Origin of the sequence: Aquabacterium sp. (assembly GCF_030652515.1) — a bacterium.
Classification (GTDB): Bacteria; Pseudomonadota; Gammaproteobacteria; order Burkholderiales; family Burkholderiaceae_C; genus Aquabacterium.
Window position 1 is genome coordinate 18,845 of sequence record NZ_JAUSAR010000196.1, and the last position, 15,411, is coordinate 34,255.

Sequence of the window (15,411 nt, forward strand, 5' to 3'; positions counted from 1 at the left end):
CAATTCATTTGAAGGACACATCATGGTCGTGATTCGACTTGCTCGCGGTGGCTCCAAGAAGCGCCCCTTTTTCAACATCGTTGCCGCTGAAAAGCGCAACCGCCGTGACGGCCGCTTCCTGGAGCGCGTGGGTTTCTACAACCCCGTGGCTTCCGGTCAAGCCGAGTCGCTGCGCGTCGCTTTTGACCGCGTGGAACACTGGGTGAGCCACGGCGCACAAGTGTCGCCCACCGTGGAACGCCTGTTCCGCGAAGCCAAGACCAAGGCCGTCGCGGCTGCTTGAGTCTTGATGGCATGAACGATCGCGTGGCTGCGCCCTCCCTGGGGCTGGACGATGAAGTCGCCTGGCCTGAGGACGCGGTGGAAGTCGCGCGCATCGGCGAGGCCTGGGGCATCCAGGGTGGATTCAAAGTCCAGCCTTTTTCGGGTGACCCCCAGGCCCTGTTCTGCACCAAGCGCTGGTTTTTGCGCCCTGCTGAGGTTCAGCCGGGCGTTGCTGTGCGCCCTGTTGCGAAGTCTGCAGCCCCCGCTGTGGCACGCCTGAGTGCGCCCCGCACCCTGAAGATCAAGAATGCCCGCGAGCAAGGCGACACCATCGTCGCCACCGCCGACGGCATCACCGATCGCAATGGCGCAGAGGTTTTGCGCGGCGCCCGCGTGTTCGTGTCGCGCTCAGCCTTCCCCACGCCCGATTCCGACGAGTTCTACTGGATCGACCTCCTGGGCCTGACCGTGGTGAACCGCCAGGACGAAGTCCTGGGCACTGTGGCCGACCTGATCGACACCGGTGCTCACAGTGTGCTGCGTTGCGTTGACGAAGCCAACACCGAGCGCCTCATCCCTTTCGTGTCGGCCTACATCGACAGCGTCAGCCTGGCTGACAAGCGCATCGTGGCCGATTGGGGCCTGGACTACTGAACAAGGCGGCACGTTCGTGCGCTTTGACGTCATCACCCTGTTCCCCGAATTGTTCGCGCCCTTCCAGTCGGTGGGCGTGACGCGCCGCGCGTTTGAAAACAAGTCGGTCGATGTGCGCCTGTGGCCGCTGCGTGATTTCGCGGAAGACACCTACCGTCGGGTGGACGACCGGGCTTATGGCGGCGGCCCCGGCATGGTCATGTTGGTCGAGCCCTTGACCAAAGCCTTGAGCGCCATCCAGGCGGATCAGGCCGCGCAAGGTCTGCAGCAGCCATTGCCCGTGATCCTGTTCAGTCCGGCCGGTCGGCCCTTGACCCAGTCCCGCGTGCAGTCCCTGGCGCAAAGCCCTGGCGCCGTGTTGCTGTGCGGCCGCTACGAGGGCATCGACCAACGCTTCATCGAAGCCCATGTGGACGAGGAAATCAGCCTGGGCGACTACGTGTTGTCGGGCGGCGAACTGCCTGCCCTGACCCTGATCGATGCCGTGGCGCGTTTGCAGCCCGGCGTGCTGAACGACGCGGCCTCGCACCAGCAAGACAGTTTTTCGGACGGTTTGCTGGATTGCCCGCATTACAGCCGCCCTGAAGTGCTGACGGTGGAGGGGGTTGAAATGGCCGTGCCGCCAACCCTGATGTCGGGCCACCACGCCCACATCGCCAAGTGGCGGCGCGAGCAACAATTGACCATCACGGCCCGCCGAAGGCCGGAGTTGATCGAGATTGCCCGCCAGTCTGGCGCGCTCAGCAAAGAAGATGAGCGCTTTCTTAAAACTTTACTGCTATAATCGCGGTCTTTTCCCCGATCCTCTATCTGGCCCGCCACGCTGGCGACTGTGCGCAGACACGATCACTTAGGAGTTATCCATGGATCTGATCCAGCAGCTTGAGCAAGAAGAAATTGCTCGCCTGAACAAGACCATCCCCGTGTTCGCCCCTGGCGACACCGTGGTGGTGAACGTGAACGTCGTTGAAGGTACCCGCAAGCGCGTGCAGGCCTACGAAGGTGTCGTGATTGCCCGTCGCAACCGCGGCCTGAACAGCGGCTTCATCGTGCGCAAGATCTCCAGCGGCGAAGGCGTGGAACGCACGTTCCAGCTGTACAGCCCTCTGATCGCTTCGATCGAAGTCAAGCGCCGCGGCGATGTCCGCCGTGCCAAGCTGTACTACCTGCGTCAACGCAGCGGCAAGTCGGCTCGGATCAAGGAAAAGCTGGCCTGAACGAAGTGAAGCCGCGGCTGCAAGTCGCGGTGCCTGCGAAGCGGGCATGCCAGGTTTCACTAAAAGCTGGCTTAATCCCAGCGACTCCCATCAACCGCCTGTTGCTCACGCTCAGGCGGTTTTTTGCTTTTCAAACTGTCCGTCATGGTTCTGCCGTTTGACCCTCAAGCCACTGAAGTGCTCGGATACGACCAGCATCTGCCGGCCGTGGGCGCTGCGAGCCTGACCGCGCACGCCTTGCGCCAGCGCTTCAAGCATCCGCCAGAATGGACGCCTGATGTGGAGGTTGAGCGGTGGTTCAACGCCACCAGCCCCAGGCCCGCGGCGGTGCTGATCCCTTTGGTGATGCGCCCGGAGCCCACCGTGCTGTTGACCCAGCGATCCATGCACCTGAAAGCGCATGGCGGCCAGATCAGCTTTCCGGGAGGGCGGCATGAGCCCGCCGACATCACGCCGGTGAACACGGCCTTGCGCGAGGCCCACGAAGAGGTCGGCCTGCACCCTGAGCGGGTCGAGGTGCTGGGCAGCCTGCCCACCTACACCACCAATTCTGGTTTTGTGGTGACCCCGGTGGTGGGCCTGCTGCAGCCCTGGGATCTGGACGACGAACTGCTCAAGCTGGAGCGCCAGCCGGGCGAGGTGGATGAGATTTTCGAAGTGCCTCTGGCCTTTTTGATGAACCCGGCCCACCACCAGCGCCGCTTGCTCATCGTGGCTGGCGCACCCATTGAGCTTCTGGCCATGCCATGGTCATCCACCCTGGCCGAAGAACCGTATTTCATCTGGGGCGCCACCGCCGCGATGTTGCGAAATCTGTACCGATTCCTGGTGGCGTAGCGCCAGCCCAGGCTTTTTTACATTGCTGCACGGGCGCACCGCTATGATCGCCGCATGAGTTTCTTCGCCGTGCTGTTCGCCTTGTTGATCGAACAGCTCAAGCCCTTGCCGAACCGCAATCCCATTCACCACAGCCTGACGCGCTGGGTGCTCTGGACTGGGCGCAATTTTGACGCGGGCGCGCCTTCGCACTCCAAGGTGGTCTGGGCGATCACGGTGCTGGGCCCGGCCCTGGCGCTGGGCTTGGTGTATGTGCTGCTCAACCGCTACAGCACGGTGCTGGCGCTGGTGTGGGACGTGGCCGTGCTGTACACCACGCTGGGTTTTCGCCAGTTCAGCCACCATTTCACCGCCATCCGCGATGCCCTGGACAACGGCCGCGAGGACCGCGCTCGCGAGTTGCTGGCCGAATGGCGCCACGTGGATGCCAGCGAGTTGCCCCGTGCCGAGTTGCTGCGCCATGTGATCGAGCATTCGCTGCTCGCGGCGCATCGCCATGTGTTCGGCGTGTTTTTCTGGTTCGTGGCCTTGTCCACGCTCGGCCTGGGGCCGATGGGTGCGGTGTTGTACCGCATGGCCGAGTTCACCAGCCGTTACTGGGCCTACAAGAGCCATGTAACGGGTGCGCCCACGCACGACGGGCTGATGAACCTGTCGCAAAAGCTGTTCTCGTGGCTGGACCATGTGCCCGCGCGCTTGACGGCCTTTGGCTTTGCCGTGGTCGGTAACTTCGAAGAAGCGGTCGAGGCCTGGCGCCGACATGCCAAGCTGTGGATCAGCAGCAATGAGGGCACGATCCTCGCGGCGGCGTCCGGTGCCGTGGGCGTGCGTCTGGGGGGCAAGGCGCCACCCGCCGCCTCGGAAACCCTGGACGTGAGCCGCACGCTCAGCGGTGGCGATGACCCGGATACCACCTCTTCGGCCGGCAGCACGTCTGGCGTGCCACCCCAGATGGCGCATTTGCGCAGCGTGGTGGCCCTGATCTGGCGGTCGGTGGTGTTGTGGATGCTGCTGCTGGCCCTGCTGTCCCTGGCCAACCTGATCGGCTGACCTGGGCGCTCACGCTCAGCTTGGGCTTGGTTTCAGCCCACTTTGGCGATCGTGCCTTGCGCGGTGGCGCAAAGCTTCTCGCTGCCATCGTCCAGCACGCTGAAAACATCGCAGCGGCAGGTGGCCGATGTTTTCCCCGCGTAGATCACCGTGGCCCTTGCCAGCAGTGCCGTGCCCACGCCGGGGCGCAGGTAGTTGATCTTGTACTCTGATGTCAACACGGCCGGGCCCAGGCTGGTGCCGCCGGCAAAGGTCAGCGCGTTGTCGGCCAGGTAGCTGATCACGCCGCCATGCGCGAAGCCGTTTTGCTGGCGCAACTCGTCGCGCAAGGCCAGGCGCAAGACCACGCCTTCCTCAAGCCCGTAGGCGATCAGTTCGGTGCCCAGCAACTGGCTGAAGCCCTGCATGGCCAGCACCCGGCGGCCCATGGCAAGCATGTCGGTCATGGTGTGGCCCTGGTCAGTCGATCTTGATGTTCATGGTGATGCGGGCGTGGAACACCCTGGTGCCCTGCGCATCGAAAATGTCGACCGGCACTTCGTGGTCGCCAGGCTGGTGCCAGGCCACCTGGCTGCCATCGGCCACGGCGCGCACATCGGTCTTGGCCTTGGCCAGGTATTGCACCGTCATGCCCTTGGGGATCCAGCGGGCGCCCGCGGGGATGGAGGCGTCGGTCATGGTGCCGGCCACCAATTCGGCCGCGTTGCACAGCGCGATCGCGTGGACGGTGCCCAAGTGGTTGGTGATTTCGCGGCGAAAGGGCACGGTGGCCTCGGCGCGGTTCGGCTGCAGGTCGGTGAACTGCGGCGTGATGGTGCTGAAGTAAGGCGCGAACTGGCAGACAGCGGCGGTGAACTGGTCGGCGCCAGCGCTTTTGTACAGGTCGAGAAGTTGGCTCATGAAGGGTCTCCGGGTGATGTGACGGTCAAAAACTGTTTGCAGAATAATATTCTGGAATATTATTCGGTGTCAAATGCATGCCTGATGAAAGCCTTGCGAGTCTGCCGATGCCTGTTGCCCTGAACCCCGCCTTGAATGCCGTGCTGGAGCAGGCCTACCCGGGCGCGCGTGCCCAATTGAAACGCCGCATCCTGCTGGGCGCCTTGGCCTGCTTCAACGAGCACGGCATCGAGCCCACCACCATCGACATGCTCAAGGAGCGCTGTGATGCCAGCGTGGGCAACCTGTACCACCACTTCGGCAGCAAGGAGGGGCTCGTGGCCGCGCTGTTCTTCAGCGCGATGGACGCCCATGCGGTGTTGACGGACGAGGCTTTTTCTCAGGCCACCAGCCTGCGCGAAGGCGTGGTGGCGTTGGTGCATGCCTATGTGGACTGGGTGACGGCGCAGCCGGAGCTGGCGCGCTTCATGTTCCAGGCGCGCGCCAGCGTGGCCAAGGGGCCGCATGGCCAGGAGCTGCGCCAGCGCAATCGCCTTCGCGGCAAGGCGCTGGTGGCCTGGTTTGCCGAGCCGGAACGGCAGGCGGGCCTGCGCGAGTGGCCTGCCGAGTTGTTGATGTCCCTGATCATTGGGCAGGCCGAGAACTACTGCCGCGCCTGGTTGTCGGGGCGGGTCAAGACCTCGCCGCAGCAGTACCGCGACATGCTGGCCGAGGCGGCCTGGTGTTCGGTGGCCCGCCCTGTGGCCTGAGCGAGGGGATCAGCCCAAGGCTCGGGCCTTGGTCAGCCAGTCGCCCAAGGCGTTGACGATGTCGGTCTGGCTGAACGAACAGCTTTCTTCCGAGAACAGTGCGCTGGATTCAAGCTGCGTGAGGATGCGCTCCAGCACGTCGCGGTAGCGCTGCGGTAGCGCGGGCTGGTGCCCTTCGGCCGCGTTGCGCCATTGCTGGACCAGTGTGTTCAAAGGCAAGGTGCCTTGGCGAAAGGCATCCAACGTGGCGGGCAAAGGGCTGAGTTGGTCTGAAGGCATGGCAGGTCACCAGCGGGTCTGGCTGAGTTCATCGAACAGGGCGGTGTACAGGCTGATGCGCATGGCGCTGATCTCACCTTGCTGCACCGCGGTTTGAACACCGCAGCCCGGCTCTTGCCGGTGCGTGCAGTTGGTGAAGCGGCAGTCGGTGGCGTGCTTGGCAATGTCGGGCATCAGGTGCGCCAGTTGTACCGGCGTGACGTGGTGCAGGCCGAACTCCTGAAAGCCCGGCGAGTCGATCACCGCGGCGCGGTTTTCAGCGGCGCTGGTGGCTTCGCCTTCCACCCAGTACCAGGTGGAGTGCGTGGTGGTGTGCTTGCCGGAGTTCAGCGCCTGCGAGATTTCGCCCACCTCGGCGCGCGCATGCGGGGCCAGGGTGTTGATCAGCGTGCTCTTGCCGGCGCCCGAGGGGCCCAGCACCAGCGTGGCTTTGCCGCGCAGCTTGGGCAGGATGATCTCTTTGGCGGCTTCGCCCTGGTGCTTGAGCGACAGCTCGATGACCTCGTAGCCCATGGCGCGGTAGGGCAGCAGGCGCTCACGCGCCACCTCGGTGCCGGGCAGGTCGGTTTTGTTCAGCACGATGCAGGGCGTGACACCGGCCACTTCGGCCGCGATCAGCGCGCGGGTGAGCTGCGCTTCGCTGAACACGGGTTCGACCGCGATCCACATCAGCAGCAGATCCAGGTTGGCCGCGAAGGATTTGCTGCGCCATTCGTCTTGCCGGTAGAGCAGGTTGCGGCGCTCTTCGATGTTGACGATGACGCCTTCGTCCGAGCCATCTTGCGTGAGGTGCCAGGTGACGCGGTCGCCCACGACGACCTCGCTTTTCTTGCCACGCGGGTGGCAGATCAGGCGGCGGCCGTCGGACGTTTCGACGAAGCAATGGCGGCCATGCGTCGACACGACCAGGCCGTTTTCAAGCTCGGTGCCCTCGGGGATGTCGTGGCGTTTGTTGGTGGCCGGAGAACGGGTGGAAATGCGTTGATGGGATCGCATGGGCGCTATAGGCTCAGTGCATCAACGCGGGCGGCGCAGATGAAATCATTCAGGGACAGGCCGGCCACCGAGTGGGTGGACCAGCGAAGGGTGCAACGGTTGTAGCTCACGGCCAGGTCGGGGTGGTGGTCCTGTTCGTGCGCGATCCAGGCCACGGCGTTCACGAAGGCCATGGTGTGGTGGAAATCTTTGAAGGTGAAGGTGCGGTGCAGCACACCGCCGGGCACGCTGTCGTCGATGGACCAGTCGGCCACCTGGGTCAGCATCATCTGGCCGCCCTGTGGGGACAAAGGCGCGCCGCTGCGGTGCTCGCAGCGTTGCTGGGCCAAGGGCAAAGCGGAAGGCTTCGGGGTGGTGCTCATGGTCACAAGCCCATGGCCGCCATGCGCTCGGACGCGGGCGGGTGCGAGTAGTAAAAGCGCACGTACAGCGGGTCGGGCGTCAGGGTGGACGAGTTGTCCTTGTACAGCTTGATCAAAGCCTGGCGCAGGTCAGTGGCCTGAGCGTGTACGCAGGCATAGGCATCGGCCTGGAACTCGTCGCGGCGCGAGAAGTGCGCGAACACCGGGGCCACGAAGAACATCACCACCGGCACGGCCAGCATGAACAGCAGCAAGGCCAGTGCATCATTGGGCGCGCCCAGGTTGGGCGTGACGCCCAGGCCCTGGTAGAAGAAAACCTGGCGCGACAACCAACCCAGCAAGGCAAAGCCCAGCAGGCTCATGGCGAACATGCCGATCATGCGTTTGAGCACGTGCTTGTGCTTGAAGTGGCCCAGTTCGTGGGCCAGCACGGCTTCGATCTCGCCGTGGCTCAGGCGGCTGAGCAGGGTGTCGTAGAAGACCACGCGCTTGGACGATCCCAGCCCCGTGAAGTAGGCATTGGCATGGGCCGATCGGCGGCTGCCGTCCATCACGAACAGGCCCTTGGCGGCGAAGCCGCAACGCGCCATCAGGGATTCGACCTTGCCTTTCAGGGCGTCGTCTTCCAGCGGCGAGAATTTGTTGAACAGTGGCGCGATGAAGATGGGGAACACGATCATCAACAGCAGGCTGAAGCCCACCCAGGCACCCCAGGCCCACAACCACCATTGCGGCCCGGCCGCGCCCATCAGCCACAGAATCAACGCCGCGATGGGGGCGCCCAACACCAGGCCCAGCAAGCCTTCCTTGAGTTGATCACCCACCCACATGCCGAACTTCATGCGGTTGAAACCATGGCGTTGCTCGATGCGGAAGGTGCTCCAGGCCGCCAGCGGCAGATCGACCAGGCTGCTGATGAGGCCGAAGCTGAGGATCAGGGCCAGTTGGTAGACCAGGGGGCCATGGCTGGGCACCACGGCATCGCGCAAGGCGATGTTGAGGGCATCCAGGCCGCCCAGCAGCGTCCAGCCCACCAGGACCGCCGTGCTGATGGCCGTGCTGACCAGGTCAAAGCGCAGCTTGTCGACCGTGTAGTCGGCGGCGCGCTGGTGGTTGTACAGGCCCACAGCCATGTCAAACCCGGCGGGAACCTGGCCACGGTGCTTGACCACGTGCCGAATCTGGCGGCTGGCCAGCCACAGTTTGGTGATGATGGACGCCAGCAGGAAGGCGGCAAAAACCAGAGAGAGGGTGCTTGATTGCATGGTTGCAAGTGTACGAGTTGCCCGACAATCTGCACTCGACCACCCATTGTTTGCCCCTCATGCTCGATACGACGCCTTCCACCGCTGCCCCGACCCTGGCTTCCAGTGATCAGAACCTGATCTGGATCGACCTGGAGATGACCGGGCTCAAGCCGGACACCGACCGCATCATCGAGATCGCCGTGGTGGTGACCGACCCGAACCTGACCGTGCGCATCGAAGGCCCGGTGTTCGCCATCCACCAATCAGACGCCATGCTGAATGGTATGGACGCCTGGAACAAGGGCACGCACGGCCGCAGTGGCCTGATCGATCGGGTGAAGGCCTCGACAGTGGATGAGGACCAGGCCGTGCAGGCCGTGATCGCGTTTTTAAAGCAGTACGTGCCCACCAACAAGTCGCCGATGTGCGGCAACTCGATCTGCCAGGATCGGCGCTTTCTGGCCAACTACATGCCCAAGCTGGAAGCCTTTTTCCACTACCGCAACCTGGACGTGAGCACGCTCAAGGAGTTGGCCAAGCGCTGGAAGCCGGGACTGGCCGAAGGTTTCAAGAAAGCGCAGGCGCACACGGCGCTGGCCGACATCCACGAGTCGATCGACGAGTTGGCGTATTACCGCGAGCACTTTCTGGTGAAATGATCCTGGCTCGGGCGTGTCAGCCCCGACGGCGTTGGCCCACGAAGGCGCACGTGAGCAGACCAGACAGGATCAGGGCCCAGGTTTCGGGCTCTGGCACCAGGCCGACGCCATGCAGTGAGCCCACATCGCTAGAGCTCAAGGCCGTCTTGTAGATGTTGATGCCTTTGATGACACCCGCACGGCTTTCGTAGGCGTCGCCGCCGCTGCCAGGGGTCGCCACGTCGTCGGTGAAGATGTAGAACTGGCGTGGATCGAAGACGGCCAAGCCGAGGTTGTCCAGGAAGCTGAACTGCTGAACACCATTGATGTAGCCGACCACCAGATTGGTGGCGCTGCTGCGGCTGAAGGTCACGCTGAAGGGGGTGTCGTCCTGGATCAGCGGGCTGGAGCCCATGTTCGAGCCGCCTTGGTAGTCGTAAAAATTGATGTTGTGGTTGTCGATGTACAGGCCGATGTCCTGGGTTCTGTTGGCAAAGTCCAGCAGCTTGACGGACCAGCGCGTGACCGCCACGCCACCGAAGTTCAGGTCGATGGTGTAGTCGCCAGCGCTTGGCAGGATGCTGCTGGCGTCCAGGGTGATCTGCGATGGGATGCCCTGGTCGTTGTAGAAGCCGTGGGTCTGCAAACCATCAGGCGTCACGTTGGCATTGACCAAGCCCAATTCAGGGTGGGCAGCGGCGTCGAACAGGTTGTTGAACTGGACCGAATAGTCGGCCACAGGCGCAGCGGCCAGCGCGGCGCCGTGGACGGTGGCAATGGCGAGGAGGCTGGCGACGGCGGCACGGTGCAACATGAGGGACTTCCTTTTGAGCTGGCCCGCTGTGGCCCAGCAACTGAACGATTTCCGGATGGATGACGAATTGTTGCAATGCAGCGCATCCGGTGGGGCGAATGGGACCCCTTGGTCAAAGGGGGGCGCCCCAGTTCAATCGGGAAACCGGTACAAAGTCGCACTTTTCAGCCACCCCTCCACGGAGTCGGCGGCCACTTCGATCCCCAATGATTGGCCTGCCCTGCGGAGTTCGGACAAGGCCCGGCTGGCTTGCACCGCTGGCGCGCCATGCTGTTTCGATAATTTTTCGCCATGCGCATCGACCACCAGCGGCGTGTGCAGGTAGCTGGGCGTTGGCACGCCGAGGCACTGCTGCAGCCATTGCTGGCGGGGGGTGTTGTCTGCCAGATCCTCACCGCGCACAACGTGGGTGATGTGTTGCTCGGCATCGTCCACGACCACCGCCAACTGGTAGGCCCACAGGCCATCGGCGCGTCGGATCACGAAGTCGCCCACGGTGCTGTCCAGTGCCTGCGTCTGGGCGCCAAGGCGGCGGTCATGCCAATCCCATCGTGCCGTCGAGCCATGGGGCACCCGCAAGCGCCACGCGCGCGGCGCGCGTCCACGCAGCCCGCCATTTTCAGGACGGCAGGTGCCGGGGTAGACCAGTTCGCCATGGCGGGGCTTGAGCAGGCCCAGCGCGGCGTTGGCCTGGGCGATGTCGGCGCGCGTGCAGGCGCAGGGGTAGGCCAGGTTGCGGGCCACCAAGGCCCCTAGCGCGGCCTGGTACAGGGGGCCGCGCTGGCTTTGGTAGACCGGTGGCTCGTCGGCCACCAGGCCCAGGGCGGCCAGTTGCCCAAGGATGACTTGATCGGCGCCGGGCACGCAGCGGGGGGTATCCACATCTTCAATGCGCACCAGCCAGCGACCGCCGTGCGCGCGCGCGTCGAGCCAGCTGGCCAGCGCGGCGACCAGCGAGCCTGCGTGCAAGGGGCCCGTGGGCGATGGCGCGAAGCGACCGATGTAAACACCCGGCGCGGGGGCGTTCACAACAGCATGTCTCCGTGCAGGGACAGCATGGCGTGGCGCGTGGCTGGCCGACTGAGTTGCTGGAGCCACCAGTCAAGGGCTTGGCCAGGCCGGGTCGATTGTTGTCGCCAGGCGTAGTAGGTGTGGTTCAGGCGTTTGGGCTGGTCCACGGTTTTGAGGACCAGCCGACCTGCCTGGATGTGGGGCCGCACGATGGGCTCGGGCAGAAAACCGCAGCCCAGGCCGCGCAGCAGGGCCTGCAGCTTGCCCGACATGGAGGGCAGGGTCAGCACATCCTGCCCGGGCTGGATGCCCACGGTGAGGGGTTGCAGGTCGCGGGCGGTGTCGGCCACGGCAATGATGCGGTGCAGGGCCAGGGTGCTGACGGGCAGGGGCTCGGCTTCATGGGCCAGTGGATGGTGCGGGGCCACGGTGAGCACGAACTCCAGTTCGCCCAAGGGCTCGAAACGGATGCTGGACGACGACTGCCGATCGCCAGGCACGCCGATGGCCAAGTCGGCCTGGCCCGACACCAACGCTTCCCAGGTGCCATTGAGCACCTCGTTGCGCAACTTCAGGCGCGTGGGGGGATTGAGGGCGTAGAAGGCTTCGATCAGGTCGAACACCGCGCTGGGCGCCACGGCGTTGTCGATGGCGATGGTGAGCTGGGTTTCCCAGCCGGAGGCCACGCGCTGCACGCGGTTGGCGACGGCGTCCATCTGCTTGAGCAGCAGGCGGCCTTCGTGCAGCAGTTCTTCGCCCGCGGCGGTGAGCTTGGCCTGGCGCGAACCGCGATCGAAGAGCAGCACGTCCAGCGCTTCTTCCAGCTGACGCACGCTGTAGGTCAGCGCCGATGGCACCTTGCCCAGCTCACGCGCCGCCGCCGCGAAGCTGCCGGTGCGGTCGATGGTGTCCATCATCAGCAGGGCGTCGGGGGTGAGGGCGTGACGGCGTTCTGACATGAGCAATGCCGCGCATGACCCGATGTCAGCGCTGCTGAACTTCCAGCGAGTAGGCCGCGTGCTCGTCAACGCCGATGGTTTCGACCAGCCAGGGCAGCGCCTCGGCCAGGGTGTCGTACAGCGTGTGCGGCGGGTTGATGACGAACATGCCGCTGCCATGCAGGCCCAGGCCGTCTTTCGAGGCGCCCTTGACCCGCAGGGTGGCGTGCAGCCAGTCGACCGACAACTCGGCCGCGGCGCGCTTGAGCTGCGCTGGCAACTGGTTGGATTCGCGCCGGGCCACCTCGGGGTACCAGATGGCATACACGCCTGTGGAAAAGCGCGGCACGTTGTCTTTCAGGGCCTGCACCACGCGGCGATAATCTTCCTTGATTTCGTAGGACGGGTCCATGTGGACCAGGCCACGGCGCGGGGGCGGCGGTACACAGCCTTTGAGGCCACCAAAGCCATCGGCCGCCTGAATGCTCACGCCGCGTTTGACGGACGAGAAGTGGTTCTGCAGGTTCTTGATTTCGCTGGGATGGAGTTCGAACAGGCGCAGGTGGTCGCCCTCACGCAGCATTTGCGCGGCGATCTGCGGCGAGCCCGGGTACCAATCCAGGCGGTCGCCCGTGTTGGTGGCGCGGATCTGCTCGAGCAGATCGGCCACGCCCTGAGGCAGAGCCGGGTCGTTGCGCTCTTTCCAGACCTTGACGATGCCGCCGAGCGCTTCACCACTCTTGGCCGCGTAGGTGCTGGTCAGGTCGTAGACCCCGCCACCGGCGTGGGTGTCGATGACCCAGAAAGGTTTGTCTTTGAGCAGCAGGTGCGAAAGCAGCTGCACCAAAACCATGTGCTTGAGCACATCGGCGTGGTTGCCCGCGTGGAAGCCGTGTCGATAACTGAACATCCGCCAAGGGTAGCGGCTTTTCGCCAATTTCCCGGCATGATCCGACGATTCGCTTTGCTTTGATGAACGATTTGGACTAACTGGATGACCATGACCAACGCCTCCGCTCCCGTCCGCTTGCTGGTGATTGCTGGCAGCGCCCGAAAAGGCTCCTACAACCGCCAATTGGCAGACCTGGCCGAGCGCAAGGCGCAGGCTTTGGGCGCCCAGACCACCTCGGTCGATCTGGCGGCTTTGGACATGCCTTTGTTCCACGCCGACTGGGATGCCCAGCACGGCGTGCCGCCCGGGGCTTTGAAGCTGCGCGAGCTGTTCGCCTCGCACGATGGGCTGTTGCTGGCCTGCCCTGAGTACAACGCGTTGCCCACGCCCTTGCTGATCAACAGCTTCGATTGGCTGTCGACGGTGCCTGAGGGTGAGGGCCACCCAGGCGGTGCGGCCACCACGGTCAGCAAGCCGGTGGGATTGTTGGCGGCCTCGCCAGGCGCCTTGGGTGGCATCCGCGCCTTGCCCATCGTGCGCACTTTCCTGAGCACCAATTTCGCCATGGTCGTCGTGCCCGAGCAACTTGGCGTTTCTCATGCCGACCAGGCTTTCGACGAGGCCGGTGCGTTCAAGAGTGCCGGCTATGACAAGATCCTGGGCAAAGTGGTGGCCTCGGTCATCCAGCAGGCCCGCTGGCGCGCCATGGCCTGAATCTCGTCACTTGTTGTTGGCTGTGCCCGATTGAGCCAGGAAGGGCAGGGCAGCCTTCAAGGTCTGCTGAGGGTCTTCCTCTTGCGGTATGTGGCCCAGCTCGGGAAAGGTGACCAGCGTGCAGTGCTGGATTTCCCGGCAGAACTGCGGCCCATTGGCGGGCGAGACCATGCCGTCCTTCAGCCCCCACAGCACCAGCGTGGGTTGTTGCACGCGGCGGACCATGTGAGCACTGGCACCCCATTGAGCCTGGTCCATGCGCTGGAACAATGCCCGCCGGTTGCCCACGCGCAAGGCCAGCTCGAAGTAGCGTTGAACCTTTTCCGGCGTGACCTTGCTGGGGTCGCCAAACACGCTGCGCACGCTGGATTCGACCACGGCGCGGGGCAGGATGCGTTCCGCGATCCAGCGCCAACTGCGCGCGCTGGCGATCTGGAAGGCGATGGGCATGGACAGCGCTGACTGCGGGTAGCCGTCGGAGTCGATCAGCACCAGCTTGCGCACACGCTCCGGCGCCAGGATGGCGGTCTGCCAGGCCACCTCGCCTCCCAGCGCGTTGCCCACCAGCATCACCCGCTTGACGCCGAGCGAATCCAGCAGGCGCAGCAAGAAGCGCGTGTAGGCATCGATGTGGTACTCGCCTTGGGGGCTGGGGCCGGTCAGGCCAAAGCCCGGCAAATCAACCGAGATGACCCGCCGCGTTTTCTGTAACTCATGTTGCCATCCTTCCCAACTGTGAAGGCTGGAAGCCATGCCGTGCAGCAGCACGATGGGCACGGGATCATTGCGCGGCCCGGTGTCGCGGATGTGCGCCTGGACGCCATCCAGTTCAATGAAGGTGGAGGGCTCTTTGGCCCATTTGGCCACCAGCGGCCCGATCTGGCGATCAGGCTCCCACGACACCGTCACGGCGATGGCCAGGCCCAGGCCCAGCAGCACGCAGGTCCACCAAACGCGATTGAGCCAGCTCATGCAGCGATCAACTGGTGGCTTGCACCGGCTGGCGGGGCTTGTTCATGCGTTTCATGTGTCGAATCACGTGGGTTTGGTAGCTGGCACCCAGCAGGCGCACGACCTTGTCTAGGAGCTTGGCATCGGGCCCCACCAGCACTCGACGCTGGTTTTTCTCCACGGCGGTGAGGATCTGCAAGGCCGCCGATTGCGCGGTGGTGACGTCGATCATCTTGCTGGCACGGCGTTTCTGATGCTCGATGCTGACACCCGTGATCTTCTCCATTGCCGGGTCGATCTTGCCTGCCATGGCGATGTTGGTGGCGATGCCACCGGGGTGCACGCAGGTGGCGCTCACGCTGGTGCCTTCCATTTCAAGCTCCATGCGCAGGCATTCGGTGTAACCACGCACGGCGAACTTGCTGGCGTTGTAAGTGCCCTGGCTGGGGATGGACATCAGGCCGAACAGGCTGGACGTGTTGACGACGTGGCCATCGCCCGAGGCCTTCAGGTGCGGCAGGAAAGCCTGCGTGCCATGCACCACGCCCCAGAAGTTGATGCCCATGATCCACTCGAAATCGCTGATCTTGCAGGAGTCGAGCGGCACCGTCAGCGACACGCCCGCGTTGTTGAAGATCAGGTTGACGCGGCCATGATCCTTGGCCACCTGGTCGGCCCAGGCGAAGACGTCGTCGCGCTTGGCCACGTCCAGCTTGGCAATGGTGACCTTGACGCCATGCACGCCTGCCAGCTCGGCGGTTTTGACCAATTCAGTCTCATTGACATCGCTCAGGGCCAGGTGGCAGCCACGGCTGGCCAGCTCGACGGCCAGGGTGCGGCCCATGCCCGATGCGGCGCCGGTGATGGCGGCCACTTTGTTCTTGAATGATTTCATGGT

21 protein-coding genes are annotated in these 15,411 nt (G+C 64.2%); 9 read left to right on the forward strand and 12 right to left on the reverse strand.

Annotated elements, in window-relative coordinates; genetic code table 11:
* The first annotated feature begins 22 nt into the window (after nt 1-22).
* From rpsP to Q7V20_RS22195, 6 genes are all read left to right on the forward strand, one after another.
* Complete coding sequence (rpsP, locus tag Q7V20_RS22170) at nt 23-283, forward strand: 30S ribosomal protein S16 (protein WP_230181851.1); 261 nt, start codon at nt 23-25, stop codon at nt 281-283.
* 11 nt (nt 284-294) lie between these two features.
* Nucleotides 295-918 carry a ribosome maturation factor RimM gene (gene rimM / locus Q7V20_RS22175; protein WP_304796009.1) on the forward strand — a complete coding sequence of 208 codons (624 nt, stop codon included), beginning with the start codon at nt 295-297 and terminating at the stop codon, nt 916-918.
* A 16-nt stretch (nt 919-934) separates the two neighbouring features.
* Nucleotides 935-1,702, forward strand: a complete 768-nt coding sequence (gene trmD, locus Q7V20_RS22180) for a tRNA (guanosine(37)-N1)-methyltransferase TrmD (RefSeq protein ID WP_304796010.1) — start codon at nt 935-937, stop codon at nt 1,700-1,702.
* A 79-nt stretch (nt 1,703-1,781) separates the two neighbouring features.
* Nucleotides 1,782-2,135, forward strand: coding sequence for a 50S ribosomal protein L19 (rplS, locus tag Q7V20_RS22185; RefSeq protein ID WP_304796012.1), 354 nt, complete (start codon nt 1,782-1,784; stop codon nt 2,133-2,135).
* Nucleotides 2,136-2,279: 144 nt separating this feature from the next.
* Nucleotides 2,280-2,972, forward strand: a complete 693-nt coding sequence (locus Q7V20_RS22190; RefSeq protein WP_304796014.1) for a CoA pyrophosphatase — start codon at nt 2,280-2,282, stop codon at nt 2,970-2,972.
* A 54-nt stretch (nt 2,973-3,026) separates the two neighbouring features.
* Nucleotides 3,027-4,022 carry a CobD/CbiB family protein gene (locus Q7V20_RS22195; RefSeq protein ID WP_304796016.1) on the forward strand — a complete coding sequence of 332 codons (996 nt, stop codon included), beginning with the start codon at nt 3,027-3,029 and terminating at the stop codon, nt 4,020-4,022.
* A gap of 32 nt (nt 4,023-4,054) precedes the next feature.
* On the opposite strand, the gene Q7V20_RS22200 is transcribed toward Q7V20_RS22195, so the two are convergent.
* Together Q7V20_RS22200 and Q7V20_RS22205 are read right to left on the reverse strand one after the other, a co-directional pair.
* Nucleotides 4,055-4,468: a PaaI family thioesterase gene (locus Q7V20_RS22200; RefSeq protein ID WP_304796018.1), complete on the reverse strand. Its 414-nt coding sequence runs from the start codon at nt 4,466-4,468 to the stop codon at nt 4,055-4,057.
* 13 nt (nt 4,469-4,481) lie between these two features.
* Nucleotides 4,482-4,922, reverse strand: a complete 441-nt coding sequence (locus Q7V20_RS22205; RefSeq protein WP_304796020.1) for a hotdog fold domain-containing protein — start codon at nt 4,920-4,922, stop codon at nt 4,482-4,484.
* A 107-nt stretch (nt 4,923-5,029) separates the two neighbouring features.
* Between Q7V20_RS22205 and Q7V20_RS22210 the strand changes: the two genes are divergently transcribed.
* Complete coding sequence (locus Q7V20_RS22210) at nt 5,030-5,671, forward strand: TetR/AcrR family transcriptional regulator (protein ID WP_304796022.1); 642 nt, start codon at nt 5,030-5,032, stop codon at nt 5,669-5,671.
* 9 nt (nt 5,672-5,680) lie between these two features.
* Here Q7V20_RS22210 and Q7V20_RS22215 read toward each other — a convergent pair whose 3' ends face one another.
* From Q7V20_RS22215 to Q7V20_RS22230, 4 genes are all read right to left on the reverse strand, one after another.
* Nucleotides 5,681-5,950 (reverse strand): hypothetical protein, encoded by a 270-nt coding sequence (locus Q7V20_RS22215; RefSeq protein WP_304796024.1) that lies wholly within the window; start codon nt 5,948-5,950, stop codon nt 5,681-5,683.
* Between the two features lie 6 nt (nt 5,951-5,956).
* The gene (gene rsgA, locus Q7V20_RS22220; protein WP_370652549.1) at nt 5,957-6,889 is read right to left on the reverse strand and encodes a ribosome small subunit-dependent GTPase A; all 933 of its coding nucleotides are present in this window, start codon (nt 6,887-6,889) and stop codon (nt 5,957-5,959) included.
* 62 nt (nt 6,890-6,951) lie between these two features.
* On the reverse strand, nt 6,952-7,308 hold the full coding sequence (locus Q7V20_RS22225; protein WP_304796027.1) for a 4a-hydroxytetrahydrobiopterin dehydratase: 357 nt from the start codon (nt 7,306-7,308) through the stop codon (nt 6,952-6,954).
* 2 nt (nt 7,309-7,310) lie between these two features.
* Complete coding sequence (locus Q7V20_RS22230; protein WP_304796028.1) at nt 7,311-8,573, reverse strand: M48 family metallopeptidase; 1,263 nt, start codon at nt 8,571-8,573, stop codon at nt 7,311-7,313.
* Between the two features lie 59 nt (nt 8,574-8,632).
* On the opposite strand from Q7V20_RS22230, the gene orn reads away from it, so the two are divergent.
* Nucleotides 8,633-9,214 carry an oligoribonuclease gene (orn, locus tag Q7V20_RS22235; protein ID WP_304796030.1) on the forward strand — a complete coding sequence of 194 codons (582 nt, stop codon included), beginning with the start codon at nt 8,633-8,635 and terminating at the stop codon, nt 9,212-9,214.
* Between the two features lie 16 nt (nt 9,215-9,230).
* Here orn and Q7V20_RS22240 read toward each other — a convergent pair whose 3' ends face one another.
* From Q7V20_RS22240 to Q7V20_RS22255, 4 genes are all read right to left on the reverse strand, one after another.
* Nucleotides 9,231-10,007, reverse strand: coding sequence for a PEP-CTERM sorting domain-containing protein (locus tag Q7V20_RS22240; protein ID WP_304796031.1), 777 nt, complete (start codon nt 10,005-10,007; stop codon nt 9,231-9,233).
* Nucleotides 10,008-10,139: 132 nt separating this feature from the next.
* Nucleotides 10,140-11,036 carry a tRNA glutamyl-Q(34) synthetase GluQRS gene (gluQRS, locus tag Q7V20_RS22245; protein WP_304796032.1) on the reverse strand — a complete coding sequence of 299 codons (897 nt, stop codon included), beginning with the start codon at nt 11,034-11,036 and terminating at the stop codon, nt 10,140-10,142.
* Nucleotides 11,033-11,977 (reverse strand): LysR substrate-binding domain-containing protein, encoded by a 945-nt coding sequence (locus Q7V20_RS22250; protein WP_304796033.1) that lies wholly within the window; start codon nt 11,975-11,977, stop codon nt 11,033-11,035. Before Q7V20_RS22250 ends, gluQRS begins: the two co-directional genes overlap by 4 nt.
* Before the next feature lie 25 nt (nt 11,978-12,002).
* Nucleotides 12,003-12,866, reverse strand: a complete 864-nt coding sequence (locus Q7V20_RS22255; RefSeq protein ID WP_304796035.1) for a 23S rRNA (adenine(2030)-N(6))-methyltransferase RlmJ — start codon at nt 12,864-12,866, stop codon at nt 12,003-12,005.
* A 90-nt stretch (nt 12,867-12,956) separates the two neighbouring features.
* Here Q7V20_RS22255 and Q7V20_RS22260 point away from each other — a divergent pair, with 90 nt between their 5' ends.
* The gene (locus Q7V20_RS22260; protein WP_304796036.1) at nt 12,957-13,562 is read left to right on the forward strand and encodes an NADPH-dependent FMN reductase; all 606 of its coding nucleotides are present in this window, start codon (nt 12,957-12,959) and stop codon (nt 13,560-13,562) included.
* A gap of 6 nt (nt 13,563-13,568) precedes the next feature.
* On the opposite strand, the gene Q7V20_RS22265 is transcribed toward Q7V20_RS22260, so the two are convergent.
* Nucleotides 13,569-14,534, reverse strand: a complete 966-nt coding sequence (locus Q7V20_RS22265) for an alpha/beta fold hydrolase (RefSeq protein ID WP_304796038.1) — start codon at nt 14,532-14,534, stop codon at nt 13,569-13,571.
* Between the two features lie 7 nt (nt 14,535-14,541).
* Nucleotides 14,542-15,408 (reverse strand): SDR family oxidoreductase, encoded by an 867-nt coding sequence (locus tag Q7V20_RS22270; RefSeq protein ID WP_304796040.1) that lies wholly within the window; start codon nt 15,406-15,408, stop codon nt 14,542-14,544.
* Between the last annotated feature and the right edge of the window lie 3 nt (nt 15,409-15,411).